This window comes from Synechococcus elongatus PCC 11801 (assembly GCF_003846445.2).
GTDB lineage: Bacteria > Cyanobacteriota > Cyanobacteriia > Synechococcales > Synechococcaceae > Synechococcus > Synechococcus elongatus_A.
In genome coordinates this window covers 2,103,686-2,127,529 of record NZ_CP030139.2, presented here as the reverse complement: position 1 = coordinate 2,127,529, position 23,844 = coordinate 2,103,686, and the positions used below count along the sequence as shown (strand labels likewise).

The 23,844-nt window shown below is 55.9% G+C and carries 25 protein-coding genes; 10 read left to right on the top strand and 15 right to left on the bottom strand.

Features of this window, described 5'->3' with window-relative positions; translation table 11 throughout:
* Window positions 1-15: 15 nt before the first annotated feature.
* Entirely contained in the window at window positions 16-486 is a 471-nt protein-coding gene (locus tag DOP62_RS10590; RefSeq protein WP_370538786.1) for an MEKHLA domain-containing protein, read from the top strand.
* On the opposite strand, the gene rsmG is transcribed toward DOP62_RS10590, so the two are convergent.
* Both rsmG and DOP62_RS10580 read right to left on the bottom strand, forming a co-directional pair.
* Window positions 483-1,211 carry a 16S rRNA (guanine(527)-N(7))-methyltransferase RsmG gene (rsmG, locus tag DOP62_RS10585; protein WP_208674654.1) on the bottom strand — a complete coding sequence of 243 codons (729 nt, stop codon included), beginning with the start codon at window positions 1,209-1,211 and terminating at the stop codon, window positions 483-485. The two genes, DOP62_RS10590 and rsmG, sit on opposite strands and share 4 nt — an antisense overlap.
* A 117-nt stretch (window positions 1,212-1,328) precedes the next feature.
* On the bottom strand, window positions 1,329-1,472 hold the full coding sequence (locus tag DOP62_RS10580) for a hypothetical protein (RefSeq protein WP_208674652.1): 144 nt from the start codon (window positions 1,470-1,472) through the stop codon (window positions 1,329-1,331).
* Between the two features lie 304 nt (window positions 1,473-1,776).
* On the opposite strand from DOP62_RS10580, the gene DOP62_RS10575 reads away from it, so the two are divergent.
* Together DOP62_RS10575 and DOP62_RS10570 are read left to right on the top strand one after the other, a co-directional pair.
* Window positions 1,777-2,346, top strand: coding sequence for a J domain-containing protein (locus DOP62_RS10575; protein WP_208676791.1), 570 nt, complete (start codon window positions 1,777-1,779; stop codon window positions 2,344-2,346).
* Complete coding sequence (locus tag DOP62_RS10570; RefSeq protein ID WP_208674650.1) at window positions 2,324-2,599, top strand: DUF3143 domain-containing protein; 276 nt, start codon at window positions 2,324-2,326, stop codon at window positions 2,597-2,599. The genes DOP62_RS10575 and DOP62_RS10570 overlap by 23 nt, the downstream gene beginning before the upstream one ends.
* Before the next feature lie 12 nt (window positions 2,600-2,611).
* On the opposite strand, the gene DOP62_RS10565 is transcribed toward DOP62_RS10570, so the two are convergent.
* The 3 genes from DOP62_RS10565 to lysA all read right to left on the bottom strand — a co-directional run bounded on the left by DOP62_RS10565 (window position 2,612) and on the right by lysA (window position 5,758).
* Entirely contained in the window at window positions 2,612-3,367 is a 756-nt protein-coding gene (locus DOP62_RS10565; RefSeq protein ID WP_208674648.1) for an isoprenyl transferase, read from the bottom strand.
* A complete protein-coding gene (gene cdaA, locus DOP62_RS10560) occupies window positions 3,364-4,284 on the bottom strand; it encodes a diadenylate cyclase CdaA (protein WP_208674646.1) in 921 nt (306 codons plus the stop codon). The genes DOP62_RS10565 and cdaA overlap by 4 nt, the downstream gene beginning before the upstream one ends.
* 79 nt (window positions 4,285-4,363) lie before the next feature.
* Complete coding sequence (gene lysA, locus DOP62_RS10555; protein WP_208674644.1) at window positions 4,364-5,758, bottom strand: diaminopimelate decarboxylase; 1,395 nt, start codon at window positions 5,756-5,758, stop codon at window positions 4,364-4,366.
* Window positions 5,759-5,805: 47 nt separating this feature from the next.
* On the opposite strand from lysA, the gene rimI reads away from it, so the two are divergent.
* Both rimI and DOP62_RS10545 read left to right on the top strand, forming a co-directional pair.
* Window positions 5,806-6,405 carry a ribosomal protein S18-alanine N-acetyltransferase gene (gene rimI, locus DOP62_RS10550; RefSeq protein WP_222610257.1) on the top strand — a complete coding sequence of 200 codons (600 nt, stop codon included), beginning with the start codon at window positions 5,806-5,808 and terminating at the stop codon, window positions 6,403-6,405.
* A 143-nt stretch (window positions 6,406-6,548) separates the two neighbouring features.
* On the top strand, window positions 6,549-9,023 hold the full coding sequence (locus DOP62_RS10545; protein WP_208674642.1) for an ATP-dependent Clp protease ATP-binding subunit: 2,475 nt from the start codon (window positions 6,549-6,551) through the stop codon (window positions 9,021-9,023).
* 157 nt (window positions 9,024-9,180) lie between these two features.
* On the opposite strand, the gene DOP62_RS10540 is transcribed toward DOP62_RS10545, so the two are convergent.
* Together DOP62_RS10540 and DOP62_RS10535 are read right to left on the bottom strand one after the other, a co-directional pair.
* Window positions 9,181-9,522 carry a hypothetical protein gene (locus DOP62_RS10540; protein ID WP_208674641.1) on the bottom strand — a complete coding sequence of 114 codons (342 nt, stop codon included), beginning with the start codon at window positions 9,520-9,522 and terminating at the stop codon, window positions 9,181-9,183.
* 139 nt (window positions 9,523-9,661) lie between these two features.
* The gene (locus DOP62_RS10535; RefSeq protein WP_208674640.1) at window positions 9,662-10,099 is read right to left on the bottom strand and encodes a VOC family protein; all 438 of its coding nucleotides are present in this window, start codon (window positions 10,097-10,099) and stop codon (window positions 9,662-9,664) included.
* Window positions 10,100-10,149: 50 nt separating this feature from the next.
* Between DOP62_RS10535 and DOP62_RS10530 the strand changes: the two genes are divergently transcribed.
* Window positions 10,150-10,899 carry a TIGR00297 family protein gene (locus tag DOP62_RS10530; RefSeq protein WP_208674638.1) on the top strand — a complete coding sequence of 250 codons (750 nt, stop codon included), beginning with the start codon at window positions 10,150-10,152 and terminating at the stop codon, window positions 10,897-10,899.
* On the opposite strand, the gene DOP62_RS10525 is transcribed toward DOP62_RS10530, so the two are convergent.
* The gene (locus tag DOP62_RS10525) at window positions 10,896-12,092 is read right to left on the bottom strand and encodes a M20 metallopeptidase family protein (RefSeq protein WP_208676788.1); all 1,197 of its coding nucleotides are present in this window, start codon (window positions 12,090-12,092) and stop codon (window positions 10,896-10,898) included. The genes DOP62_RS10530 and DOP62_RS10525 overlap by 4 nt on opposite strands.
* A 119-nt stretch (window positions 12,093-12,211) precedes the next feature.
* Between DOP62_RS10525 and DOP62_RS10520 the strand changes: the two genes are divergently transcribed.
* Window positions 12,212-13,501, top strand: coding sequence for an ATP-binding protein (locus DOP62_RS10520; RefSeq protein WP_208674636.1), 1,290 nt, complete (start codon window positions 12,212-12,214; stop codon window positions 13,499-13,501).
* A 90-nt stretch (window positions 13,502-13,591) separates the two neighbouring features.
* Here the strand turns inward: DOP62_RS10520 and gyrA are convergent, their stop codons facing one another.
* The gene (gene gyrA, locus DOP62_RS10515) at window positions 13,592-16,159 is read right to left on the bottom strand and encodes a DNA gyrase subunit A (protein ID WP_208674634.1); all 2,568 of its coding nucleotides are present in this window, start codon (window positions 16,157-16,159) and stop codon (window positions 13,592-13,594) included.
* A 232-nt stretch (window positions 16,160-16,391) separates the two neighbouring features.
* On the opposite strand from gyrA, the gene DOP62_RS10510 reads away from it, so the two are divergent.
* Both DOP62_RS10510 and DOP62_RS10505 read left to right on the top strand, forming a co-directional pair.
* Window positions 16,392-16,847 (top strand): hypothetical protein, encoded by a 456-nt coding sequence (locus DOP62_RS10510; protein WP_261789899.1) that lies wholly within the window; start codon window positions 16,392-16,394, stop codon window positions 16,845-16,847.
* Window positions 16,848-16,881: 34 nt separating this feature from the next.
* Complete coding sequence (locus DOP62_RS10505; RefSeq protein WP_208674631.1) at window positions 16,882-17,109, top strand: Calvin cycle protein CP12; 228 nt, start codon at window positions 16,882-16,884, stop codon at window positions 17,107-17,109.
* Window positions 17,110-17,137: 28 nt separating this feature from the next.
* On the opposite strand, the gene DOP62_RS10500 is transcribed toward DOP62_RS10505, so the two are convergent.
* Genes DOP62_RS10500 through DOP62_RS10475 form a run of 6 tightly spaced genes read right to left on the bottom strand, consistent with a single transcriptional unit; the run spans window position 17,138 to window position 22,600 of the window.
* A complete protein-coding gene (locus DOP62_RS10500) occupies window positions 17,138-17,908 on the bottom strand; it encodes a 3'-5' exonuclease (RefSeq protein ID WP_208674630.1) in 771 nt (256 codons plus the stop codon).
* Between the two features lie 3 nt (window positions 17,909-17,911).
* Complete coding sequence (locus DOP62_RS10495; RefSeq protein WP_208674629.1) at window positions 17,912-18,385, bottom strand: pentapeptide repeat-containing protein; 474 nt, start codon at window positions 18,383-18,385, stop codon at window positions 17,912-17,914.
* 2 nt (window positions 18,386-18,387) lie between these two features.
* Window positions 18,388-19,173 carry an amino acid ABC transporter ATP-binding protein gene (locus DOP62_RS10490; RefSeq protein ID WP_275937693.1) on the bottom strand — a complete coding sequence of 262 codons (786 nt, stop codon included), beginning with the start codon at window positions 19,171-19,173 and terminating at the stop codon, window positions 18,388-18,390.
* An 18-nt stretch (window positions 19,174-19,191) separates the two neighbouring features.
* The gene (locus DOP62_RS10485; protein ID WP_208674628.1) at window positions 19,192-20,382 is read right to left on the bottom strand and encodes an amino acid ABC transporter permease; all 1,191 of its coding nucleotides are present in this window, start codon (window positions 20,380-20,382) and stop codon (window positions 19,192-19,194) included.
* 1 nt (window position 20,383) lies between these two features.
* Window positions 20,384-21,514, bottom strand: coding sequence for an amino acid ABC transporter permease (locus tag DOP62_RS10480; protein ID WP_208676784.1), 1,131 nt, complete (start codon window positions 21,512-21,514; stop codon window positions 20,384-20,386).
* A gap of 6 nt (window positions 21,515-21,520) precedes the next feature.
* On the bottom strand, window positions 21,521-22,600 hold the full coding sequence (locus tag DOP62_RS10475; protein WP_208674625.1) for an amino acid ABC transporter substrate-binding protein: 1,080 nt from the start codon (window positions 22,598-22,600) through the stop codon (window positions 21,521-21,523).
* Window positions 22,601-22,777: 177 nt separating this feature from the next.
* On the opposite strand from DOP62_RS10475, the gene gap reads away from it, so the two are divergent.
* Window positions 22,778-23,839, top strand: a complete 1,062-nt coding sequence (gene gap / locus DOP62_RS10470; protein WP_208674622.1) for a type I glyceraldehyde-3-phosphate dehydrogenase — start codon at window positions 22,778-22,780, stop codon at window positions 23,837-23,839.
* The last annotated feature ends 5 nt before the right edge of the window (window positions 23,840-23,844 follow it).

Here is a 23,844-nt window from a genome sequence, read left to right as displayed (position 1 = left end):
TCGATGGATGCTGCAATGAGTCTTCAGCCTTGGCAAACGCCTGAGATTCAAGCCTGGACCCAGATCCTGCTCGATAGCTATGAGCAATGTCTCGGGCGTTCGCTCATCCCTCGTAGTGGCGATCGCCTTCAAGAGGCTGAAGCCTTGTTCAATGTGCCTTTCGTGGTGGTGTCGCACAATGGCGCTGCTGATCCCCTGCTCAACTACGGCAACCAGACCGCGTTGGATCTCTGGGAGCTGGAATGGTCGCAGTTCTGCGGGTTGCCCTCACGCTTAACCGCCGAACCGGATGAGCGAGAGACGCGATCGCAAATGCTGAGTGACGCACTGGCTAAGGGCTATATCAATAACTACAGCGGCGTCCGCATCAGTAGCCAAGGCCGTCGCTTTCGCATCGATCGCGCCATCATTTGGACACTCTGCCAGCCCGATGGCCAAGCGTGTGGTCAAGCAGCAACTTTTACGGACTGGTACTTTCTCGACTAGCCAAGTGGCTTCTGGCTGGGCAACCCCACCATGCGAGGATAGGCCGCCGGCGTCTGGGCCGTTTTCTGAAGGGTGATGCAGTGTCGTTCCGCACCACTCTCGGGCAGAAAGGTGGCAGCAACTTCAACCACTTTGCCCCCAAGAATCGCAACAGCGCGATCCAGCGCGATCGCCTCTTCTTCCGTCCATTGCCCGCGATAGAGCACTGCCTTGCCGCCGATCTTGAGCAAGGGCAGACAATATTCAGCGCAAACGGTGGCAGGGCCCACAGCCCGAATCGTGGCCCAGTCGTAACGCGCCCGTGTCCGGCGATCGCGCCCCCATTCTTCTGCGCGACCTACCTGAGCAGTCACATTGGCAAGCCCCAGATCCTGCGCCAAGGTTTGCAAGAACTGAATTTTCTTGCGAGTGGAATCCAGCAGTGTCACTTGACTCTGAGGTAAGGCGATCGCAGCGGGCAGCCCTGGGAAGCCGCCACCCGTACCGATGTCGATAATCTCGCCGCTCCAATTATCCGTGAGCAACGGACGTAGGCCGTAAAGTGAGTCCCAGAGATGCTTTTCAGTGAACTCAGCGGGATCGGTGATGCGCGTTAAATTTAGCCGCTGATTGCCTGCAACGATGCCGTGGTAGAGCGCTTCAAACTGCTGCTGTTGCTGAGCCGAAGGCTGCCATCCCAGTGTTTTAGCCCAAGTCCAAACATCAAGCAGGAATCCAGAAGTCACAAGCAGCCGCCATGCAATCTCTTCACTCTACGGCGATCGCTGGTTCTCCTCCAAGCCAACAGCCTCTCTCAAACTGAGATGAGGCTGTCAGCAAAATCAAGCACAGGAGACCCTAACTTAGGATTGAGCAGAGTTAGGCGGCACTTCGCTATAGGGTTGAACACCAATTTCTGGAATTTCTTCAGCTGGAGTAAAAAATCTACCTGCAGCTTCCGATAGGAAGTGAATAACAGACTTGAGAGCTGCTTTGAGTTTTCGCATAACCGCTCACCTCCGAAATTGAGAGTGATTTGAGCCGGAACTATCAGCAATGCCCCGCGATCCCCACTCACTTTTCAAACTGGACATGATCCACGATCAGAGGGAAGTTGAGGTCTCACTTTTAGAGTAGATTCTGTCTGGGTATCTGGTGGGGATTGCCTATCTTTCTTCATAGAAACATCAATCTACATGAGCAGCTAGACGGCGCGATCGCCCGACAGGAAGCGCAGAAGCCGTTAAAATACAGGCTGTTTCATTGCAGCACTGCGCCTGCGTGTCTGCCTTTCTTTCTGCTGACTCTGCAATGACGACTAGCCCAGACCACTACGCGCGTCTTCGCATTTCCCCCAATGCCAGCGATCGCGATATTCGGCAGGCCTATCGTGAGCTGAGTAAGCAGTACCATCCCGATACAACGACGCTGCCATTGACAGCAGCCTTGCAAGAATTTCAAAAGCTCCAAGAAGCCTACGCAGTTCTGAGCGATCCTGACCGACGCCGACTCTACGATTTTCAGCGTGAGCAACATCGTTGGGCTGCCGCTCGTGCAGCCACGATCACTCCGCCTAGCACTCGCCCGCGACGGGTGGTGTCCACTGCCAGCGATCGAGAGCGATCGCTCTCAGCCGGCGAAATTTTTGCGCTGTTTTTACTCTCGCTGACGGTGGTTGGCTGTCTGGTGCTCACAATTGGCTTGGGTCTGCTGCGCGGTGAGCAGCTCTTACAAGCACCGAGTTGGTTCCAAGCCACAGAGCCAATTGATACTGTGCACGCGATCGCTCAGCCCAGTGTTGAGGCTTTGCTACCCACTGCTGCAATCGCGATTGAAACACCCTCTCTCACAACTAACGATGACAACCCTGCCGCTTCCTGAAACGCCGCTCTACAACCACAGCCTGCCAGCGATTGAAACCTGGCTGCGCAATCTAGGGAGCATTCAAGATATTGAGGTTCTCAACTGTTGGACTCTGCAGCGAACCGACTGGTCTGCCGAGATTGAGCTAGGAACCGATCAAATTGTTGTTTGCTATCGGGCTGCAGGCGAAGCAGGTCAAGATTTGACTCGCACCTACAAGTATTCGCTCAGCCGCGCTGATCTCGAAGCAGTGATTCTAGGTGGTCCCTAGGCACAACTGGTTTTAGGTTAAACGTCCAAAGCGACGTTGGCGACTTTGGAAGTCACGGAGCGCTAAATAGAATTCGTAGCGATCGAAATCTGGCCATAGCGTATCGGTCACATAAATTTCCGCGTAGGCCAACTGCCAGAGCAAAAAGTTACTCAGCCGCTTTTCACCGCTGGTCCGAATCAGCAAATCAGGATCAGCTACGCCGGCAGTGTAGAGATGGTTGGCAAGGAGCGGCTCGTCGATCTCGTCGAGTGACAACCGTCCTTGTTGAACCTGAGCTGCAATCTCACGACAGGCTTTGAGCAGTTCTTGGCGGCCACCGTAGTTGGTTGCCACGGTGAAACGAATACCGTCATTACCGGCTGTCGCTGTCGTGGCACGATCGATTTCTCGCTGCAGCGACGTGGGGAGATTCTCCAGATCGCCGACAAAGCGGATGCGCACATTCTCGGCCATCAACTCCTGGAGTTCACGTCGTAGAACGCGCTCAAACAGGGTCATCAAGAAGTCAACTTCTTCGTGAGGCCGACCCCAGTTTTCAGTGGAAAAGGCATAGGCCGTTAGCGCACTGATGCCCCAGTCATCACAGCAACGCAACAGTTGCTTCAGAGCATCTACGCCTCGACGGTGTCCCATAATCCGAGGCAAACCGCGCTGCTTCGCCCAACGTCCATTGCCATCCATAATCACAGCGACATGGGCAGGCAGACGGTCAGCCACCAAGTCCGCGGGACGCTGACGGAGATCGCAATCAGACACAGAGGTCATGGACGACCTCGACGAGAACCCAACAGGCCAAGGCGACGGAAAAACGAAAGACTAGATCGATAGAGGTGGCGACTGAGCGATCGCAAATCGGGAGCAATGACCTCCCGCTGGGCAGCAAGCGACATGCGCTCTTCCAACAATGCCTTGAGTTTACTACTAGTCAGCGGACGATTCAGGATTCCTTGCTCTGCCAAAGAGATCGAGCCAGTCTCTTCAGAAACAACAATACAAATACATTGATTGAGCCGCTCGGTAATTCCCAGTGCTGCTCGGTGCCGCGTGCCCAGTCGCCGTGAGACAACTTGTTCTGACAAGGGCAGAATCACTCCTGCAGAAACCACTCGATTCTCGGAAATCAAGACAGCACCGTCATGGAGCTGTGTGCTGGTTTGAAAAATGGACTGGAGGAGCTCACTTGAGACCTCTGCATTAATCCGCACGCCTGGATTGAGGAAATCTCGTTCATCCACACTCGAGCTGACTTCAATGACAATCAGGGCACCCGTCCGGTTTTGCGACAGCTCCTTGACCGCTTCAATAATTTCTTCAGCGACACTGCCAGCCCGCGGCTGCGATCGCGCATTGGGACGAAATAACGCGGCAATTTCTCCTCGCCCGAGTTGCTCCAAAAAGCGCCGAAATTCGGACTGCAGCAGCACTGCCATGGCCACTGCAGAACCAATCACTAAGTTATTGAGCACAAAATTGAGCAAAGTCAGGTTGAGTCGGCTGCTGATCGCGGCTGCCAACATCAGCACGATGAAGCCTCGCACCATCCAAAGGGTACGCCGCTCTCCAATCAGCACCAGGATGACGTAGAAGAGGATGAGGACAAGGCTGATATCTAAGGCATTGCGTAGCAGTAGGCCGGAGCCACTACTAAGCCATGTCCCTGTCTGAGTCAGCCAGTCTCCCATGCCCTTGCACCGTGAATCTGCCCACCGAGGAATGTAGCCTCGGGGTTATCGAAATCAGCCGCGGCGCCAGATCGATCGCCTAAGCTTGTAACCCGACTGGTAACCGATCCTGCCGCAACAAGTCCTCTAAAGACTCGCGCGCCAGAATAATTTGAGCTTCGCCATTGTTCACTAAAACAGCCGCAGGACGAGCAATCCGGTTGTAATTCGAAGCCATGCTGTAGTTATAGGCACCAGTTGCCAGCACCACGAGAATATCGCCGGGCTGGCTGGGCGCCAATTCCGCATCCTTAAGCAGAACATCACCAGACTCACAGTGCTTGCCCGCCACTGTCACAGTTTCGCGATCGCTCACATTGAGGCGGTTGGCAATGACCGCACGATAGGTGGACTGATAGGTGATTGGACGAGGATTATCCGACATCCCCCCATCCACAGACAGGTAGGTACGGATTCCAGGCACTTCCTTACGGCTGCCAATGCGATAGGCCGTAACACAAGCCGTGCCAATCAGCGATCGCCCCGGCTCACAGATCAACTTGGGCAGTGGCAGATTGGCTGCTTGGCAAGCCGCGACAAGGCTTTCACTAACCTGTCGAACCCACTCCTCAATACTAGGTGGATCATCGGATTCGGTGTAGCGAATCCCTAAACCACCACCGACATTCAGTTCAGCGATCGGCAAGCCTAGGGCCAAGGCTTTGCCATAGGCGGATACAAGCACCCCTGCCAGATCTGAATGGGGCTGCAATTCAAAAATCTGCGAGCCGATGTGGGCATGCAGACCAATGCAGCGGAGGTAAGGCTGATCGACTAAGGCAGCCAGCAAGGAATCTAGCTGATCGGGGTCGAAGCCAAATTTGCTGTCGAGGTGACCTGTGCGGATGTATTCGTGGGTGTGGCACTCAATGCCGGGAGTAAAGCGGATCATCACCCGCACTTCCCGCTGCTGCTCTGCGGCGATCGCTTCGAGGTTGCGTAGCTCTTGCCAGTTATCAACCACGATCGTGCAACCGGCTTCCACCCCCATGGCCAATTCGCTCAGGGATTTGTTGTTGCCGTGGAAGTAGAGGCGATCGCTAGGTACACCAGCTTGTAGAGCGGTGTAGAGTTCACCAGCCGAGACGACATCAATACCCAACCCCTCTTGGGCCACAAGAGCGCAGACAGCAAGACAGTTCCACGCCTTGGAGGCATAGATCGGTAGCGCGTCGCCGGGATAGTGCTGCGCCAACGCGGATCGATAAGCCTGACAAGCAGCACGCAGAGTCTGCTCGTCGAGGATGTAGAGCGGAGAACCATAGCGATCAACTAGCTCAGACACCAAACAGCCACCAACTTCAAGTTGGCCTTCTGCTGTCACACTAGCCGTCAGCGGAAAAAGATTTTGGTTGGGGGATTTAGAAAGACGATCGTTCCCAAACAAAGCCGGATACGAAGGGTTTAATGAGGGCGCAGCTGGAGTGGAAACCATCGGACGCGTCCAAGACCTATATATATGTAAGTTGCCTGTGTTTATCAGTGTACGATCCTGCGCTGCTCTGCCTGAAACCCCTCACTGTTTCAGACGCGATCGCTGCCCGCCATTTGGATGAGCAGACATTGGGAGGCTTTTGGTCAGTCGAAGGCTATCAACGAGAAGCCGAGAGCGAGGCGAGTGATCTGCTGGGGTTATGGCAGGACGAGACCTTGATGGGTCTAGGTTGTAGCTGGGCGATCGTCGATGAGGCCCACATCACCTTGCTAGCGATCGCGCCTTCTCATCAGGGCCAAGGTTGGGGTGGACTGCTGCTTTTGGCCCTACTGCAAGCGGCAATTCAACGCCAGCTGGCCTGGGCTACCCTCGAAGTCCGTACTTCCAATCAAGTCGCGATTGCCCTCTATCAAAGTCTGGGCTTCCAAGAAGTGGGGCAACGACCGAATTACTACGCCGACACGGGTGAAGCAGCCCGTATTCTCTGGCTCAAGGGATTGAGAGAGACTGACGTTCAAGTTGCGATCGCGCAGCAGTGGCAGCAGCGCCAACAGCGACTTCAACAACAGGGTTTGCAGCTGCATCTGGATAAACTTCTGCTTGCCCATAGCACAGAGGATCATCAGCTCCCAGTCATCACTGGCTAATGCCGTAGAAAAGAGGTGTGGATCACCGACCCAAATCGTTGGGCAATCGCGCCAAACTCCTAGACTGGAGCGGGTTTTCAGCGATCGAAGCCCTATAAATGCCTGTGCTAGAATCGGCCTACCGGCACGCAGGCAGGGAAGCTATGTTTGAACGCTTTACCGAAAAAGCCATTAAGGTCATCATGCTGGCTCAGGAGGAAGCGCGTCGCCTGGGTCACAACTTCGTCGGCACCGAGCAGATTTTGCTAGGCCTCATCGGTGAAGGCACCGGCGTTGCCGCCAAAGTTCTGAAATCGATGGGTGTCAACCTCAAGGATGCTCGCATCGAAGTCGAAAAAATTATTGGCCGTGGCTCGGGTTTCGTAGCGGTGGAGATCCCGTTTACACCGCGTGCCAAGCGTGTCCTTGAGCTGTCGCTCGAAGAGGCTCGGCAACTTGGGCATAACTACATTGGCACCGAGCACCTTCTGCTGGGCTTGATCCGTGAAGGCGAGGGTGTTGCCGCTCGCGTCCTCGAGAATTTGGGCGTCGATCTCTCGAAAGTGCGGACACAGGTAATCCGCATGCTAGGTGAGACCGCAGAGGTTTCCAGTGGTGGTAGCCAAGGCCGGACGAAAACCCCAACCTTGGATGAATTCGGCTCGAACCTGACGCAGCAGGCTGCGGATGGGAAGCTCGATCCGGTGGTGGGTCGTCAGAAAGAAATCGAGCGGGTGATTCAGATTCTGGGTCGCCGTACCAAGAACAACCCTGTGTTGATTGGCGAACCCGGCGTCGGTAAAACTGCGATCGCTGAAGGGTTAGCGCAGCGGATTGCCACTGGTGACATCCCGGACATCTTGGAAGACAAGCGTGTCGTCACCCTCGATATCGGTCTGCTGGTTGCGGGCACCAAGTATCGGGGTGAATTCGAGGAGCGCCTCAAGAAAATCATGGACGAGATCCGCTCGGCGGGGAACGTCATCCTAGTCATCGACGAAGTCCACACCTTGATTGGTGCAGGTGCGGCTGAAGGCGCAATCGATGCAGCTAACATCCTCAAGCCGGCACTGGCGCGGGGTGAGCTGCAATGCATCGGTGCGACCACATTGGATGAGTACCGTAAGCACATCGAGCGCGATGCTGCATTGGAGCGCCGTTTCCAACCAGTAATGGTGGGCGAGCCCAGCGTCGATGACACCATCGAGATTCTGCGGGGTCTGCGCGAACGCTACGAGCAGCACCACAAGCTGAAAATTGCGGACGAAGCGCTAGAGGCTGCAGCTAAGCTAGCCGATCGCTACATCAGCGATCGCTTCCTGCCCGATAAGGCAATCGACTTGATCGATGAGGCCGGTTCACGGGTTCGCCTGATGAACTCGCAATTGCCACCTGCTGCGAAGGAACTAGACAAGGAACTGCGGCAAGTCCTCAAGGACAAAGACGACGCCGTCCGCTCCCAAGACTTTGACAAAGCGGGTGAACTGCGCGATCGCGAGATGGAGATCAAAACCCAGATCCGCTCGATCGCCCAAAGCAAGAAGGCCGATGGCACCAGCAGCAGTGATGATTCGCCGATCGTCACTGAGGAAGATATCGCGCATATCGTCGCCTCTTGGACCGGCGTACCGGTCAACAAGCTGACCGAGTCGGAATCGACCAAATTGCTGAACATGGAGGAGACCCTCCACAGCCGCTTGATTGGTCAAGACGAAGCCGTGAAAGCTGTTTCACGAGCAATCCGTCGCGCCCGAGTTGGTCTCAAGAACCCCAACCGTCCGATCGCCAGCTTCATCTTCAGCGGCCCGACCGGTGTTGGTAAAACCGAGCTGACTAAAGCTTTGGCGGCTTACTTCTTCGGCAGCGAAGAGGCGATGATCCGCCTTGACATGTCGGAGTACATGGAGCGCCATACCGTCAGCAAGCTGATCGGTTCGCCTCCGGGCTATGTCGGCTATAACGAAGGCGGCCAGCTGACTGAAGCGGTTCGTCGTCGTCCCTACACCGTGGTGCTGCTCGACGAAATCGAGAAAGCTCACCCCGATGTCTTCAACCTGCTCTTGCAGTTACTGGAAGACGGTCGCTTGACTGATGCCAAAGGTCGGACGGTGGACTTCAAGAACACCCTGATCATCCTGACCTCCAACATTGGCTCGAAGGTGATCGAGAAGGGTGGCGGCGGTCTAGGCTTTGACTTCTCGGGTGAGGATGAAGCTGAGAACCAATACAACCGCATTCGCTCCTTGGTGAACGAAGAGCTGAAGCAATACTTCCGCCCTGAGTTCCTCAACCGCTTGGACGAAATCATCGTCTTCCGTCAGCTCAACAAAGCGGAAGTCAAAGAAATTGCCGACATTATGTTGCGCGAGGTCTTTGGCCGGATGCAGGAAAAAGGCATCACCCTGTCGGTCACTGAGAAGTTCAAAGACCGCTTGGTGGAAGAGGGCTACAACCCCAGCTACGGGGCACGTCCGCTCCGTCGGGCGATCATGCGCTTGCTCGAAGATTCCTTGGCTGAGGAGTTCCTGTCTGGCAAGCTCCGCGAAGGCGACACCGCCATCGTTGATATTGGTGAAGAAGGCAAAGTGCAAGTAATTGCACAAGAGAAACGCGAACTCCTGCCCCAAGCAGTTGAGTAACGCTTCAACTCTCATCAGCCATTGATTGCTCAAAGCCTATCCAGTGTTCTGGGTAGGCTTTTTTATCAGCAGAACAAGCGATCGCAAAAAACAACCTCTCTGACTGGAGAGGTTGTTGAAGATGCAAGAAATTGTTAGCGATCGCCCGAGAGTCGTTCTAGCGGCGCACCACTTCGCTTGCGATTTGGGCAAAGGGATCAAGGCTCGGTCCTGGCAGTCGACGACCTGTGTTGATGGCCGGCACGCTGAGATCAGCCGCAAAGGTGACGTTGGGAATTTCTTTGGCTGGCGTCTCTGCGACGGGTGCGGAGGCAGGTGCTGCTGCCGGTTCAGGCGTCGTCGTCACCGCTGCAGTCGCAGCTGGTGCTTCTGCAGAAGTTATCGCGGCCACCGGAGCTGAAGGAGCGGCTTCTTCCGCCGTGGACTCTGAGCTAGAAGTTGTAGGCTCAATTTCGAGAAAGAATTTTTCTTTTTTACCGAATAACTTCCCGAGGACCATAGAACTTTCTGCTCCTGTCAATTGATTCACTGCCACGCAGCCTGATTATCGAGCCGACGATCGCGCTGCTTCAAGACTCTTATCACTTTCGTTACATCTGTTTACTTTTTGACCTCTCGTCATCACCACAAAGTGGGATTCAAGCCTCTATAGCATCGCCAACCAAGGCAAAGTCCTGCGCCCCAAAAATTGCTTCAGGGTAGCGGTAGAACTTAAACTCCAGCAGATTGTGGAAGGGATCTTCCAAAAAGAAAGTGCGATGCTCTAGCAGACTATCGGGAAAGCGCAGTCGCGCGGGTTGATAAAAGCTAAGCCGATATTGCTCTGCCCGCTCTAATAAAGCCTGCCAGTCGGCTTCGTCCGTAAAGACCAGCCCAAAGTGACGTGGATAAATGCCATTCTGCGGCGTTAGAGGCGATCGGCTTAGGTGAGCGACAATCTGATGACCAGCCAGCTCCAAAATTAGAGAAGTTGGCGACTCCCGTCCAGCACGGCAGCCCAAACCCTGTACATAAAACTGCTTGGTCAAGGCGATATCGCTGACTGGAAATGCCAAATGAAACAGAGCTGCAGCCATATCGGTTGCTGTCAGAGTTTTGCCCTTCATCCTAGCGATCGCCCCCAACCATGACACTGCTTGAGACGGAACTCGACTGGCTAACTGCGATCGCGATCAATGGCGTTTTGCTAACCATCGGGCTGAGATCGCGAGCGAAGTTGCTGACCCGTGAAGGCTATCTCCATGCTGCTTTTCTTGGCGTTTTGATTTGGGGCAGCTTGCAGGCAGCGGGCTATGTTTTGGTGCTGCTCTATCTGCTGATTGGTTCGCTGCTGACTCGCTGGGGCAAAGCTCGCAAAGAAGCAGCAGGCATTGCTGAAGCCAGAGAAGGCAAGCGCGGCCCTGAAAACGTTTGGGGCTCCGCTCTAGTCGGCACAGCAGCAGCACTTGCGGCTTGGTACTGGCAAGATTTCCCGGCGATCGCAACCTTGGCAAAACTAGGGTTTGTGGCCAGCTTCGCAACTAAATTGGCTGATACAGCAGGAAGTGAAGTCGGCAAAGCCTTTGGCAAACGGACGTTTTTGATCACAACCCTACGACCGGTTCCGGCTGGGACGGAAGGAGCTGTCAGTTTAGAAGGGACCATCGCAGGACTGGTGGCAGCACTAGTGATGGCCATTTTTGGCTGGTTGTTTGACCTGATCTCTACCGACGCGATCGCAATCTGTGTCCTGGCAGCACTGATTGCCACGACTGCCGAGAGCTGGATTGGTGCAACGCTACAAACGCGACTGCAGTGGCTCACCAATGAATTGGTCAATGCGATCAACACTCTGATCGGTGCAGTCGTCGCGATCGCCTTTGCCCTACTGATTTAGCGACAGAAACGCTCGACACAGCGCAGAAACAGTTCCACCCCGATCGCCAAGGCCGTCTCGTCAAAATCAAAGCGGGGATGGTGATGCGGGAAATTTAAGCCGCGATCGAGGTTGGCACTGCCCACAAAGAAGTAGCAACCCGGCACCTTTTGCAGGAAGTAGGACATGTCCTCTGCGCCCATGGTTTGGCAGTCGGGCACGACACCAAGGGGCGGTTCCAGCACGTCTTCGGCTACGCTGCGCACCAAATCCGCGATCGCAGAATCATTAACGACCGCTGGATAGAGCTTGCGATAGTTCAGCTCGTAGGTTGCACCGTGACTATTGCAAACGCCTGCCACGATCTGCTCAATTCGCTCTTGTAAAAAGCCCTGATAGCGATCGTCGAAGTAGCGAACGGTCCCCTTCAGTTGGGCGCGATCGGCGATGACGTTGTAGGTGGTGCCCGCGTGCAGCGAGCCAATCGTCACCACTGCTGAATGAAGTGGATCGACATTGCGAGCAACGACACTCTGGAGCAGCGTCACGATCTGCGAAGCGACCAACACCGCATCAATGCAGTTTTGGGGAATCGCAGCATGTCCCCCGCGCCCTTGAATCGTTAGATCAAACAATTCCACCGCCGCCATCAGCGGGCCACTGCGCACACCCACTTTTCCTAGCGGTAGGTAATTCCAGAGATGGAGGCCAATAATCGCATCCACCGTGGGATTCTCCAGAACCCCTTCAGCAATCATCGGCGCGGCACCACCCGGCCCTTCTTCTGCCGGTTGAAAAATGATTTTGACGCGACCGGCAAAATCAGGATTGGCCTGCAGGCAAGCCGCTGTTCCGAGCGCGATCGCCACATGACCATCATGTCCACAGGCATGCATGCGACCATCAATTTCAGAGCGATAGGGCACCTCATTCGCTTCCAGAATTGGCAGGGCATCCATATCGGCCCGAATCGCTAAAGTTGGCCCCGATCGCCGCCCTTCAATCTCGGCAACGATCCCTGTGCCTGCGATCCCCGATTGAAAAGGAATACCCAGTTCGGTTAGTCGAGCGGCAATAAACGCAGCTGTTTCCTGCTCTTGAAAGCCCAGTTCTGGCCGACGATGCAGTTGCTGTCGCCACGCCACTATTTGCGAATGGCGATCGCGCACCGCGGGACGGACCGTTTCTGGTAACTCCTGACTAAGCAGCAGCATGATGGTGAGCAGGCAAGGGTTTTGCCCCAAGCTAGCACGGCAATCCCAAGGCTTTTCGAGCTTCTGACAGCGCGATCGCGGTTGGGTATGCTGCAAGTAATTGCAACTCACGAGTTGGCATGAGCGAGACTCAGCGGCGCCTACAACGACTTCGAGCCCAAGCTGCAGGACTCATTTTTTATTCCGGTGTGCTAGAGGCCCCAGCCGGTCAAGCGTTTTTGCAGTTGCTCGACGCGTTGATTCAGCAGCAGCCTATCGCAGCTGTCAGCGCCTACAGCAGTTGGCTCCGTAGCCTCTTAAGCGATCGCCAGAGCTGGCCGCAATGGCTGATGCGAGCGATTCGCAGCGATGACAATCAATTTAGTCGCTGGGCGCAATTTGGCACACACAGTCCTTTGCCAGAGCTATGGCAGCCGATTGTTCGCCACGATCTCCAAACGCTGCAGCAGCTGGCTGAAATTAATCCCAGCCTGCTGGCTCCGATGGTGCAAGCGATTGGCAATCTCCCAGCTCTGCCGCCCTGTCACCTAGAAGCCCCCCGCGATCGCGAAGCCCAGTGGGCTGCCATGGAGGATTGGGCCGAGCTACTACCGAAGCTGGTTCAGCATTATCAGCGGCGGGGCGTAGGCCTATTTCATCACTATTGGGCCTTGCGTTGGCAGCAGGGACAGCTTCAAGGAATCGAGCATCCTGACCCTGTAGCCCTGTCTGATCTCGCTGGCTATGAATTCCAGAAAGAGACGCTTAAGCGCAATACGGAATTTCTGTTAGCAGGACTACCCGCCCAGAATGTCTTGCTCTATGGCAGTCGCGGTGCTGGAAAATCCTCATTGGTGAAGGCGCTGGTCAATGCCTACGGCGATCGCGGCCTACGACTGATCGAAGTGGGCAAAGCGGATTTACAAGCCCTACCCCAAATTTTGGACCGACTGCGCGAGTCGGCCCTGCGCTTCATCATCTTCGTGGATGACTTGTCCTTTGAAGACGACGACGAAACTTTCAAAGCCCTCAAAGTAGTTTTGGAAGGCAGCCTCACTGCTCGCCCTCCCAATGTGGCTGTCTATGCGACCTCGAACCGGCGTCATCTGGTACGAGAGTATTTCGATGAGCGACCCAATCCAACAGAAGCTAAGGAAGTGCATGCTTGGGATTCAGTCCAAGAGAAGCTCTCCTTCAGCGATCGCTTTGGTCTGACCCTGACCTTTGAACCTGTTGATCAAGACACATATTTAGCAATTGTCCGCCACTTAGCTAACGAAGTGGGCTTAACGTTGCCCTCGGAAACGCTGGAATTTCGAGCCAAGCAATGGGCAACTCGCCATAACGGGCGATCGGGCCGTACCGCTCGGCAATTTATGGACTGGCTGATTGCCGAACAGGGCCTACCCAACTCGCTCGAGAACGACTAGCGCCCATGGTCAACTGCCCTAATTCACAAAAACAAGGGGCTGTTTAGCCCCTCATCCATCCTGCGATTGCAGTCAATCAAGTTCTAATTGCTAGGCTTCGTCGCTGGCGATCGCGCCCTCATCACCATCTTCAACTTCCTCTTCCCCTGGCGGCACCAAAGCGACTGCAGCGAGAACATCATCCTTATCCAGACGCTGAACGCGAACCCCAGTTGCTGCCCGTGATTGCTGCGGAATCGCATCACTGGATTGGCGAATGATCACGCTGCGTTGGCTGATCATCACCAGTTCATCACCGCTTTCAACAATCCGCAGGGCAACCAGCTCATCCTGTTTGCTGCGGAACTTGATCGCTCGCAAACCGAGGCCAGCCCGTTTCTGCAGCCGGAACTGATGCACGGGCACCCGTTTGCCCAAGCCTTGCGCCGTGACCACTAAGACCCAAGGTCCGGGGCTAGCAACAACTTCTACCAATTCTTCGTTGTCATCTTCCTCGCCAGTCTCAGCCATATCCGCAGTGAGAGAAGCTGGCAGCACATCCATCGAGATCAAGGTGTCGCCCGATCGCAAGGACATCGCTCGGACACCCCTCGTTGCCCGACCCAGCGGCCGCAGGTCATCATGGCTGGCACGGAAGTGAATCGTCATGCCCTTGCGGGAGCCAATCAGAATGCTGTCTTCCGGTTTCGCCAATCGCACCCAACGCAGCTGATCGCCTTCAGAAAGGGCGATCGCAATCAGACCATTAGAGCGGATATTGGCAAAGGCTGAAAGCGCCGTTTTCTTGATGTAGCCGCCTTGGGTCAGCATCACCAAGTACTCGTCGTCACTAAAGACACTGACCGGCACAATCGAGGTGATCCGCTCTTCGCGAGGAATCGGTAGCAACTGCACAATCGGCACGCCCCGCGCATTGCGAGAGGCCGCCGGAATCCGGTAGGCCGGCAGGTTGTAGACCACACCGCGATCGCTGAAGAAGAGGATGTTGTCGTGATCGCAGCAGGTTAGGAAATGCTCAACGCTGTCATCCTCTTTAGTTTTGGCGCCGGCTTTACCCCGCGTTCCCCGGCTCTGCGCCGTGAACTCGTTGACCGGCATCCGCTTGATGTAGCCCTGCTCCGTCAGCAACAGAATCGACTTCTCATTGGCGATCAGGTCGATCGTTTCCAGCTCGCCGTCAGCTTCCAGCAAGGTGGTGCGACGCGGCTCTTGGAAACGCTGCTGCAGTTGTCCCAGCTCGGTTTCAATGATTTCTAGGACTCGCTCGCGGCGCGCCAGAATATCGCGATAGTCTTCAATCCGACGCTGTAGCTCTTGGTGTTCCTGCTCAATTTTCTCGGCTTCCAATGCCGTCAGTCGCCGCAGTTGCATCTGCAGGATGGCATCGGCCTGAACTTCAGAGAGCCCGTAAACGTCGATCAGTTCCTGTTTGGCTCGCGGGGCATCTGCCGATCGCCGGATCAGCTCAATGATCGCGTCGAGGTTACTGAGGGCAATCAGCAAACCTTGCAGCAAATGGTCGCGCTCTTCCGCTTTGCGGAGTTCGTAGCGAGTCCGGCGGGCGATCGTCTCAATCCGGAAATCGAGGAAGACTTCCAGCGATCGCTTCAGCGTTAACAGAACTGGCTCGCCATCCACCAGCGCCAGCATGTTGGCACTGAAGTTGCTCTGCAGTGGCGTCTGCTTGTAGAGGTTATTGAGCACTACCTGCGGATAGGCATCGCGCTTCAACTCGATGACAATGCGCATGCCATCGCGATCGCTCTCATCGCGAATGTCAGAGATGCCCTCCAAGCGCTTCTCGTTGACCATGTCGGCGATTCGCTCGATTAGCGCCGCTTTGTTGGTCTGATAGGGCAACTCCGTGATGATGATCGCGTCGCGCACCGGACGCCCTGGCGCTTCGATCGTGTCGATCGTTGCCACGCCGCGCATCGTGATTGAGCCTTTGCCGGTCAGGTAGGCATCACGAATACCCGCCGCACCCAGAACTTGGCCACCGGTCGGGAAGTCCGGTCCCGGAATGTGGCGCATCAACTCGCGATCGCTGATCTCAGGGTTATGGATCAGAGCAATCACACCGGCGATCAGTTCCGCGGGATTGTGGGGCGGAATGTTGGTCGCCATGCCGACGGCAATGCCCGAGGAGCCATTCAGCAGTAGCTGGGGCAACCGTGCCGGCAGAACAGTCGGTTCTTGCTGAGAACCATCGAAGTTATCGCTGAAGTCGACGGTTTCGGCTTCGATGTCCTGCAGCAAGCCATCGGTCGTCAGCGGCTTGAGGCGCGACTCGGTGTACCGCATCGCGGCTGGTGGATCGTTGTCGATCGAGCCAAAGTTGCCATGGCCATCGATCAGCGGCGATCGCATCGAAAAATCTTGGGCCATGCGCACCAAGGCGTCATAGACCGCTGTGTCGCCGTGGGGGTGATATTTACCCAACACTTCCCCGACGACCCGCGCACATTTCCGGAAGGGGCGATCGGGCGTCAAGCCCAGCTCATACATCGCATAGAGAATGCGACGGTGAACGGGTTTGAGGCCATCGCGAGCATCGGGAAGTGCGCGCCCAACGATGACGCTCATCGCGTACTCGAGGTAGGAACGCGACATCTCGTTGCGCAGGTCAGTCTGGATGATGCGCTCCTGGGCACTCATGGGCGGATTGTCTCCAGTACTGAGGTCGGGAAAAGTAGCGAAAAAAGCGGCCTAAACTGCCGCAAAATCAAGCTATTGCAAGGCTTCTTCGCAAGCTCATTCTATCATGCGGCCCCTCTTTTCTGAGACGCGTGCTGAGCGGTAACCCCCTCTGCTTGCACTTCGGTTTCCCGTCCCCCAATCGCCCATCAACCGGGGAATGATCGAAGTGTTCTCCAGTGGAGACCTCACGATGTTGCGATTGCTGCAGTGGCGATCAGGAATTGCCGACCCTGCCCTCAACTGGACTCCGATTGTGATGAACGCAGCGCTGCAAATGGAGGAAACACCCAGCACACTGCGGCTCAGCCTCCCGCTCAACCAGTGGGATCCCGAAACAATTCGGGTTCAAATCCAGAACGACTGCTTACGACTGCAAGGCTATAGCCAACTCTGCAGTCCCTATGGCTATCGCTGGCAGTTCGCACAACAATTGTTGACTTTGCCCTGTGCCGTGCGAGCAGACCAGTACCTGACTGCAGTGGAAGGCGATCGCTGGGTCGTGACCTTGATCAAAGCCCAGTCTCAAGCCCCATTCGCCGCTCAATCAGCCCAGATCTGGGAATTCTGGAAACAGGCCTGGCAACGAGGCCGTCATCGTCTGGGTCAGCAGCTCAGACAGTGGAGCGATCGCCTTCTGACACCCTGAATCAATGACTTTCAGCCCTTGAGGACTTTGAATCATGACCCTCACACTTCAAGACCGCATTACCGAAGCTCGCAGCGAAGCACGCCAAACCTGCGCCACCTTTGGCAAAGATGATCCACAATGCCGCGTCGCATGGGACATCCTCGAAGAACTGCAGGCAGAAGCCGCTCACCATCCCGAAAAAACACTGCGGGAGAAAGCCTATCGCAACTACTGCGATGAGTTCCCCAATGCCGACGAATGCCGGATGTATGACGTTTAGGCTCGCACTGAACCCGCAATGATCGCGGCTAAGTATTGGGCAGTAGCGCCTCCACCCAAACCCGCCGATACAGAGGCGTACTATTGCGGCTAGAGTACCGCGGCTCAACTGATGCCAAGGTCTCTAGCTGTTTTTGTGCTTGACTGCGGGAACAATTCAGCAGCTGAGCAGCGAACGGCAGCGGTAACCATTCCTGCCCAAGACGCTGCAAGATTTCCTGATCGTCACTGTCTTGGATTTGCTGCAAGAGCAATGCTAGAAGTCGCCAGCAGGCTTCGACATCCGCAGCTGCCCGATGGCTTTGGCCAACCGGAAAGCCAAAGTGCTGCACCAGTTGGGGCAAGCTCCGCGACGGTAAGTCAGCCAAGAGTTGGCGCGACATTTGTACAGTGCAGAGTTGTTCCGCGGGCGATCGCTCAAAGTTTAAACCCAGTCGCTGATATTCCGCCGTCAGAAAGCGATAGTCAAAAGCCAGGTTATGCGCCACCAGGATCCCAGTCTGGAGCTGCGGCAGCATAGGGGGCAATACAGATTTTGGCGGCCCAGCTGTAGCAAGCATCTCCGCCGTGATGCCCGTGAACCGGGCGATCGCCTCAGGAATCGGGACTCCCGGATTGATCAGCTCCGCCAGCTGGGACTGGATCCCCTCGGAGAGTGTGGCCTGCAGAATTCCCAGCTCAATCACCCGAGCTTGGGGTGGATGAAAGCCCGTCGTTTCGACATCGACTACCGTGAAAGTCGCCGTCGCAAGACTGCGGTAGTAAGCCAGCCAATCTTGACTCCGCCACTGACTGCGCATCAGCTAGCGACCACTGGGTGGCGGCAGTTGGCAGAACGATCCGAATTGACCATTGGGCAGGGTGGCTTCACAGAATTGGGCCTGCCGGAGATCGGGATCGATCGCATTTAACAGATAGGCTTCGCGCAAATTCGCGCCTGCAAGTTGGGCACCCGTCAGCCGTGATCGCGTCAGAATGGCACGACTGAGGTTGGCACCACGTAGATCTGCACCGGTCAGATCGGCACCCGTCAAATCAGCCCCGGCAAGACTGCTGCCACGCAAATCAGCTCCGCGCAGATCCACGAACGACAGGTCTGCTTCTGCCAACAGGGCTTTGGCGAGCTGAGCCTTGGGCAAGCGGCGAAACCGAAAGTCTGCAGCATAGAAGTTACAGCCCAAGCATTGATTGGTTGTCAGTAGCGCTTGAATCGCCTCGGGTCCTCGCAAGGGCGGGGCGATCGCCAAAGCCAGTAAACCAATCCACAGTCCTGTCATGGCTAGAGAATTTGTGCCAAAAACTGTTTAGCTCGATCGCTCTGCGGCGCTGTAAAGAAGCGATCAGGCGGAGCCTCTTCAACAATTTGCCCGTCAGCCATCAAAATGACGCGATCGGCAACTTCGCGGGCAAAGCCAACTTCATGGGTCGCCACTAGCATGGTCATCCCTTCGCTCGCGAGATCGCGCATCACATCCAGCACTTCGCGCACCATCTCTGGATCGAGGGCAGAGGTTGGTTCATCAAACAGGAGAATGCGCGGCTGCATCGCCAAGGCGCGGGCGATCGCCACCCGTTGTTGCTGTCCACCGGAGAGCTGACCGGGATACTTATCTGCTTGTTCTGCGATCCGCACCCGCTCCAGCAGTTGCCGGGCTGTGGCTTCCGCTTGCGCAACCGGCCAGCGTCGCACTTGTACGGGTGCCAGCATCAGGTTCTGGAGCACCGTCAGGTGCGGAAACAGATTGAACTGCTGGAAGACCATCCCCACTTCTTGGCGAATGGTGGCAATATCGCGGCGATCGTGGCTTAATCGATGGCCTTCGATGCGAATTTCACCGCGCTGATGTGATTCGAGCGCATTGAGGGTGCGCAGGAAGGTCGATTTGCCCGACCCCGACGGCCCCATCATCACAACCACTTCGCCGCGCTTCACGGTCAAACTCACGCCGCGGAGGGCATGGAACTGATTGCCGTACCATTTTTCGACCCCCTCGGCGTGGATCATCGTCTCTGGGGCTGAAGCGATCGCAGTCACAGGTTCGGGTTGCCGTCCTAGAGTGGTCATTCGTTCACACTGATCGTTCTAGCGCTGGGGAGTAAGTCGTTGTTCTAAGCGCCGACTGAGCTGGGCCAGACCATAGCAGCACAGCCAGTAAAGCACACCCAAGAACAGATAGACCTCAGCATAGCGACCGAGGTAGGCCGGATTCGCCAAGATGGATCGACTGATACCGAGCAGTTCCAGCAAGCCAACGATTGAGAGCAGCGTTGTGTCCTGCAAGAGGTTGAGGAAGAGTCCGACGATCGCAGGGATGGAGATGCGGAGCGCCTGCGGCAGCACAATGAACTGATAGGTTTGGAACAGATTGAGCCCCAAGGCAGAAGCCGCTTCAAACTGGCCATGGGGAATGGCTTGCAGACCCCCTCGCACCGTTTCTGCTAAGTATGCCGACAGAAAAATCGTCAGGCCAATAACTGCCCGTAGAACGCGATCGATCCGCCACTCTGCATCCAGCATCAGGGGCACCATCACCTGTCCAAAGAAGAGGATGGTGATCAGGGGGAGTCCGCGAAATAGCTCAATGTAGGTGATCGATAGCCAGCGGATTGCTGGCAGCGTGCTTTGGCGACCCAGCGCCAGCACAATGCCGACCGGCAAGGAGAGCACCATACTTAGCAGTGCTGTTGCTAGGGTCAGCAAGAGGCCACTCCAGTCATTGCTGGACACAGGCCGTAGACCCAAGCCTCCTTGCAGGATCCACAGCCCCACCAGAAAGAGAATGCCCCAGAGACTGGGCAGCAAGCGGAGCCAGCCTTGACCGCGACAGCGCTGAGCGAACCAACTCGTGGCTGGCACACCAGCAGCGATCGCCGTCAGTCCCAGCTTGTGAGGCCACCAAGGCAGAGGAATCAGTGCAATTGCTGCCGCAAAGAGCGCCCACCCCCAGAGCGATCGCCGGCGCCAGCGATAGGCTTCAGTCGCCAGACAGCCCCAAGTCAGACCAAGAGTTGGGCTGAGCAGCACTAGCCATAGCCAGAGTCGCCACTGCTCGGCAGCCGGATAGCGCCCGACAAAAAACAGTGTCCAGTTGTCGACCAGCACCGTCCAGCGAGCTTCCGTCGTAATCCAGAAACCCAAGCGGCCAACGATCCCGGCGATCACAGCGATCAAAACCAGCGTGATGACACTGTTCAGCCAAGAACTAAACAGGTTTTGCCGCAGCCAAGCAATCGGAGTCAGCCGAGGCGGAGTCCAGTCTGTTGACTGCATCATGTCAACGTACTCCCCGGCGCTGCAGGCGATTTTGCAGGCCATTCATCCCTAGGGAAATCACGGCATTGATAGCGAGATAGGTCAGCATCAAAATCGCAAACACCTCAACCGGTCGTCCTGTTTGGTTTAGGGTTGTTTGAGCCGTGGCATAGAGATCGGGATAGCCAACCGCGATCGCCAGACTTGAGTTTTTGGCAAAGCCCACGTACTGACTATTGAGTGAGGGCACAATCACCCGCAGGGCTTGGGGCACCACAATTTGCCAGAGGGTTTGGCCTCGAGTCAGCCCCAAGGCTGCTGCCGCTTCCCATTGTCCTGCTGGCACCGACAGAATGCCGCCGCGAATGATTTCGGCGATAAAGGCACCGGTATAGGCGACCAAGCCCAGCAACAGGGCCGTGAACTCTAGCGATAGCCGCAAGCCGCCCCGAATTTGTCCCGGTTGAATCTGTTGCGGCCAGCTCAGTTGAGTCAGTAGCATCAGGAGGGCGATCGCAGCGATCGCCCCATAGAACCAGCGCAGATCCCGTCGTGATCGCCGTCGTCCCAGCCAAGCCGCGAACGAGACTGCGGCCACTGCAATAACTAAGATGAGCCAGCCGGGGGTCTGGGGCCAAGGCACATAGATCCCCTGTTTACTCAGGTAAAGACTGCCCAGCCAGTGCCAAGGCTGCTGGGCTGCTGGCAAACTCAGCAGAATCGGGAAATACCAAACGATCAATTGCAGGAGAAGCGGCGTATTGCGGACGACTGCAACATAACCGCGACTGAGTTGCCGTAGTAACCAGTTTTCGGAGAACGCCGCAACGCCAGCGAGGGTACCAACAACCGTCGTCAGCACTAATCCGATCGCAATGACTCGCAGGCTATTGACTAACCCAACAACGAGCGCACGAGCGTAGCTATCTGCTGTTTGGTAGGCGATCGCCGACTCGCCAATGTTGAACCCTGCGGGTTGCTCCAGCCAGTCGAAGGTCAGACTCAGGCCGCGCTGCGACAAGTTGTAAAGCAGGTTATCAACCAGCCAAATTGCGCCAGCAATCACCAACACCAGCACCAGTCCTTGCCAGACCCAGCGCCAGACCCGCTCATCCCGCCAGAGCGATCCTTGCAACTTCAGACGAAAAGGCATAGCCAATTAACGGAATGGCGGCGAGTAGAGCAGGCCACCATTCTTGTAGAGCTGGTTGAGGCCTCGATTCAGCTTCAGCGGGGACTGCTGCCCAACATTCCGCTCGTAAATTTCGCCATAGTTACCGACGGCTTTGACAGCGCGATAGGCAAAATCATTGCTGAGGCCGAGTTGTTCTCCTAACTTTCCTTCTAGCCCGAGGAAGCGACGGATTTCCGGATTTTTCGAGGTCTTGAACTGATCGATGTTGGCTTGAGTGATGCCAAATTCCTCAGCCTGAATTGTGGCGTTGACCACCCATTTGACGACGTCAAACCAAGGGGAATCGTTATTCATCGTGGCTGGGCTGAGGGGCTCTTTAGAGATCACCGCATCCAGTAGTTGGTGCTGATCGGCATCGGACAAGGTCGTGCGGCGAGCTGCGAGCTGCGAGCGATCGGAGGTCACCCCTTCACAGCGCCCCTGTGCATAAGCCGCGTAGGTGGCATCCGAATTCGGGAATTTGACTTCTTGATACTTCACGCCCAGCTCTCGCATCGTATCGGCGAGGTTGAGTTCCGAGGTGGTGCCTGTCTCTACACAGATTGCTTTCCCTTGAAAATCCGACAGCGATCGGATGCCACTATTTCGACGCACCATTAGCCCTTGGCCGTCGTAAAAGGTCGTCGGAGCAAATTCAAGGTTGTTGCCCCCTTTGGCATCTCGGCTCAAGGTCCAAGTCGTATTGCGTGAGAGAAGATCGACTTCACCACTGGCCAAGGCTGGAAAGCGTTCTACAGAATCCAGACTGCGATATTCGATCGCGTTGGGATCGTTGAACAGAGCTGCAGCGATCGCCTTACACATATCGACATCTAAGCCGCTATAGTTCCCTTGGGCATCCAGAAAACTAAAGCCTGGCAGTCGGCCTTCAACTCCGCAGAGCAACTTGCCCCGCGCCTGCACTTGGTTCAATCGACTATTGCTCTCAGCCTCATTCCCCCCCAAGCTGCGACATGCTGCGAGCGGCACAAAACACAGCAGTAATAAGAGACAGCGCGAGGCGATCGCAGGCATGGGTGAGCCAGATAAACAGGTCGCCTTCATTCAACCATGTCTTGCCGGTTCTACCAGTCCAGCCAGCGATCGCTCAGGCAACTTGAGCGGGACTTTATCTGAGGGGAGCATTGCAAAGCACTACGGCTTTCTTTCATTCCTCTTAAGGCTGATCGCCCCTCGTGATCCCCTGTCTATAGTCAGGGCAATTCCCCTCTCCTGCCGACTATGTCCAGAATTCGTGTTGGAATTAACGGCTTTGGTCGTATTGGTCGTCTCTGCTTGCGTGCTGGCTTCGAGGATCCGCAACTCGATTTTGTGGCGATTAATGATCTCGTTCCTGCCAAGAATCTCGCCTATCTGCTGCACTACGACTCAACCCACGGACGTTTACAGCAGTCGGTACGCGCAGAAGAGAATCGGATTTGTGCCGGCGATCGCTGCATCCAATGCTTTTCCGAAACGGACCCAGCAGCCATTCCTTGGGGGGATCTCGGGGTTGATGTGGTCATTGAGGCCACAGGACGATTCACCGACTATGTAGCTGCCAGCCGCCACCTCGAAGCAGGGGCTCAACGGGTGGTGATTTCTGCCCCAACTTCTGAGAAAAACCCCGATCGCGTACCAACCTTTGTCTACGGCGTCAACCATCAGCAGTACAACCCCGATCGCCATCGGATTGTCTCCAACGCCAGTTGCACCACCAACTGCCTCGCCCCTGTAGCCAAGGTGTTGCAGGATCACTGCGGCATTGAAGACGGATTGATGACAACCATCCATGCCGTCACAGCGACCCAACCCACTGTGGATGGCCCCAGTCGCAAAGATATGCGCGGCGGTCGCAGCGCTGCCCAAAACATCATTCCTGCGAGCACCGGTGCAGCGAAAGCCGTGGGGTTAGTCCTTCCAGAACTCCAAGGCCACCTAACCGGCATGGCGCTACGAGTTCCGACTGCCGACGTCTCTGTGGTGGATCTCACGTTTCGGAGTCAGCGGGCCACTAGCTACACAGCCATCTGTGCAGCCATGCAAGAAGCAGCCGCAACATCCCTGCAGGGCATTCTGGGCTATACCGAGGATGACCTCGTTTCGAGTGACTTCATCGGCGATTCCCACTCCAGCATTTTTGATGCCACCGCTGGCATGGCTCTCAACGATCGCTTCTTCAAAGTGATCGCTTGGTACGACAACGAATGGGGATACAGCAATCGCATGTTGGATCTGATTCGCTATATGCGAAGCATCGAGCAGCAGCCAGCCCCGGCGCCACGTTCACTGACCCCCGCTTAGGTATG

Excerpts from the sequence above, each read along its gene's own strand:
- gap (WP_208674622.1), top strand. The coding sequence starts at position 22,778 with ATGTCCAGAATTCGTGTTGGAATTAACGGCTTTGGTCGTATTGGTCGT.
- cdaA (WP_208674646.1), bottom strand. The coding sequence starts at position 4,284 with ATGGGAGACTGGCTGACTCAGACAGGGACATGGCTTAGTAGTGGCTCC.
- DOP62_RS10590 (WP_370538786.1), top strand. The coding sequence starts at position 16 with ATGAGTCTTCAGCCTTGGCAAACGCCTGAGATTCAAGCCTGGACCCAG.
- DOP62_RS10565 (WP_208674648.1), bottom strand. The coding sequence starts at position 3,367 with ATGACCTCTGTGTCTGATTGCGATCTCCGTCAGCGTCCCGCGGACTTG.
- DOP62_RS10580 (WP_208674652.1), bottom strand. The coding sequence starts at position 1,472 with ATGCGAAAACTCAAAGCAGCTCTCAAGTCTGTTATTCACTTCCTATCG.
- DOP62_RS10485 (WP_208674628.1), bottom strand. The coding sequence starts at position 20,382 with ATGATGCAGTCAACAGACTGGACTCCGCCTCGGCTGACTCCGATTGCT.
- DOP62_RS10505 (WP_208674631.1), top strand. The coding sequence starts at position 16,882 with ATGACCCTCACACTTCAAGACCGCATTACCGAAGCTCGCAGCGAAGCA.
- DOP62_RS10530 (WP_208674638.1), top strand. The coding sequence starts at position 10,150 with ATGACACTGCTTGAGACGGAACTCGACTGGCTAACTGCGATCGCGATC.
- DOP62_RS10535 (WP_208674640.1), bottom strand. The coding sequence starts at position 10,099 with ATGGCTGCAGCTCTGTTTCATTTGGCATTTCCAGTCAGCGATATCGCC.
- DOP62_RS10575 (WP_208676791.1), top strand. The coding sequence starts at position 1,777 with ATGACGACTAGCCCAGACCACTACGCGCGTCTTCGCATTTCCCCCAAT.
- DOP62_RS10520 (WP_208674636.1), top strand. The coding sequence starts at position 12,212 with ATGAGCGAGACTCAGCGGCGCCTACAACGACTTCGAGCCCAAGCTGCA.
- DOP62_RS10480 (WP_208676784.1), bottom strand. The coding sequence starts at position 21,514 with ATGCCTTTTCGTCTGAAGTTGCAAGGATCGCTCTGGCGGGATGAGCGG.
- DOP62_RS10500 (WP_208674630.1), bottom strand. The coding sequence starts at position 17,908 with ATGCGCAGTCAGTGGCGGAGTCAAGATTGGCTGGCTTACTACCGCAGT.
- DOP62_RS10525 (WP_208676788.1), bottom strand. The coding sequence starts at position 12,092 with ATGCTGCTGCTTAGTCAGGAGTTACCAGAAACGGTCCGTCCCGCGGTG.
- DOP62_RS10540 (WP_208674641.1), bottom strand. The coding sequence starts at position 9,522 with ATGGTCCTCGGGAAGTTATTCGGTAAAAAAGAAAAATTCTTTCTCGAA.
- DOP62_RS10570 (WP_208674650.1), top strand. The coding sequence starts at position 2,324 with ATGACAACCCTGCCGCTTCCTGAAACGCCGCTCTACAACCACAGCCTG.
- DOP62_RS10510 (WP_261789899.1), top strand. The coding sequence starts at position 16,392 with ATGTTGCGATTGCTGCAGTGGCGATCAGGAATTGCCGACCCTGCCCTC.
- DOP62_RS10490 (WP_275937693.1), bottom strand. The coding sequence starts at position 19,173 with ATGACCACTCTAGGACGGCAACCCGAACCTGTGACTGCGATCGCTTCA.
- lysA (WP_208674644.1), bottom strand. The coding sequence starts at position 5,758 with ATGGTTTCCACTCCAGCTGCGCCCTCATTAAACCCTTCGTATCCGGCT.
- DOP62_RS10545 (WP_208674642.1), top strand. The coding sequence starts at position 6,549 with ATGTTTGAACGCTTTACCGAAAAAGCCATTAAGGTCATCATGCTGGCT.
- gyrA (WP_208674634.1), bottom strand. The coding sequence starts at position 16,159 with ATGAGTGCCCAGGAGCGCATCATCCAGACTGACCTGCGCAACGAGATG.
- DOP62_RS10475 (WP_208674625.1), bottom strand. The coding sequence starts at position 22,600 with ATGAAGGCGACCTGTTTATCTGGCTCACCCATGCCTGCGATCGCCTCG.
- DOP62_RS10495 (WP_208674629.1), bottom strand. The coding sequence starts at position 18,385 with ATGACAGGACTGTGGATTGGTTTACTGGCTTTGGCGATCGCCCCGCCC.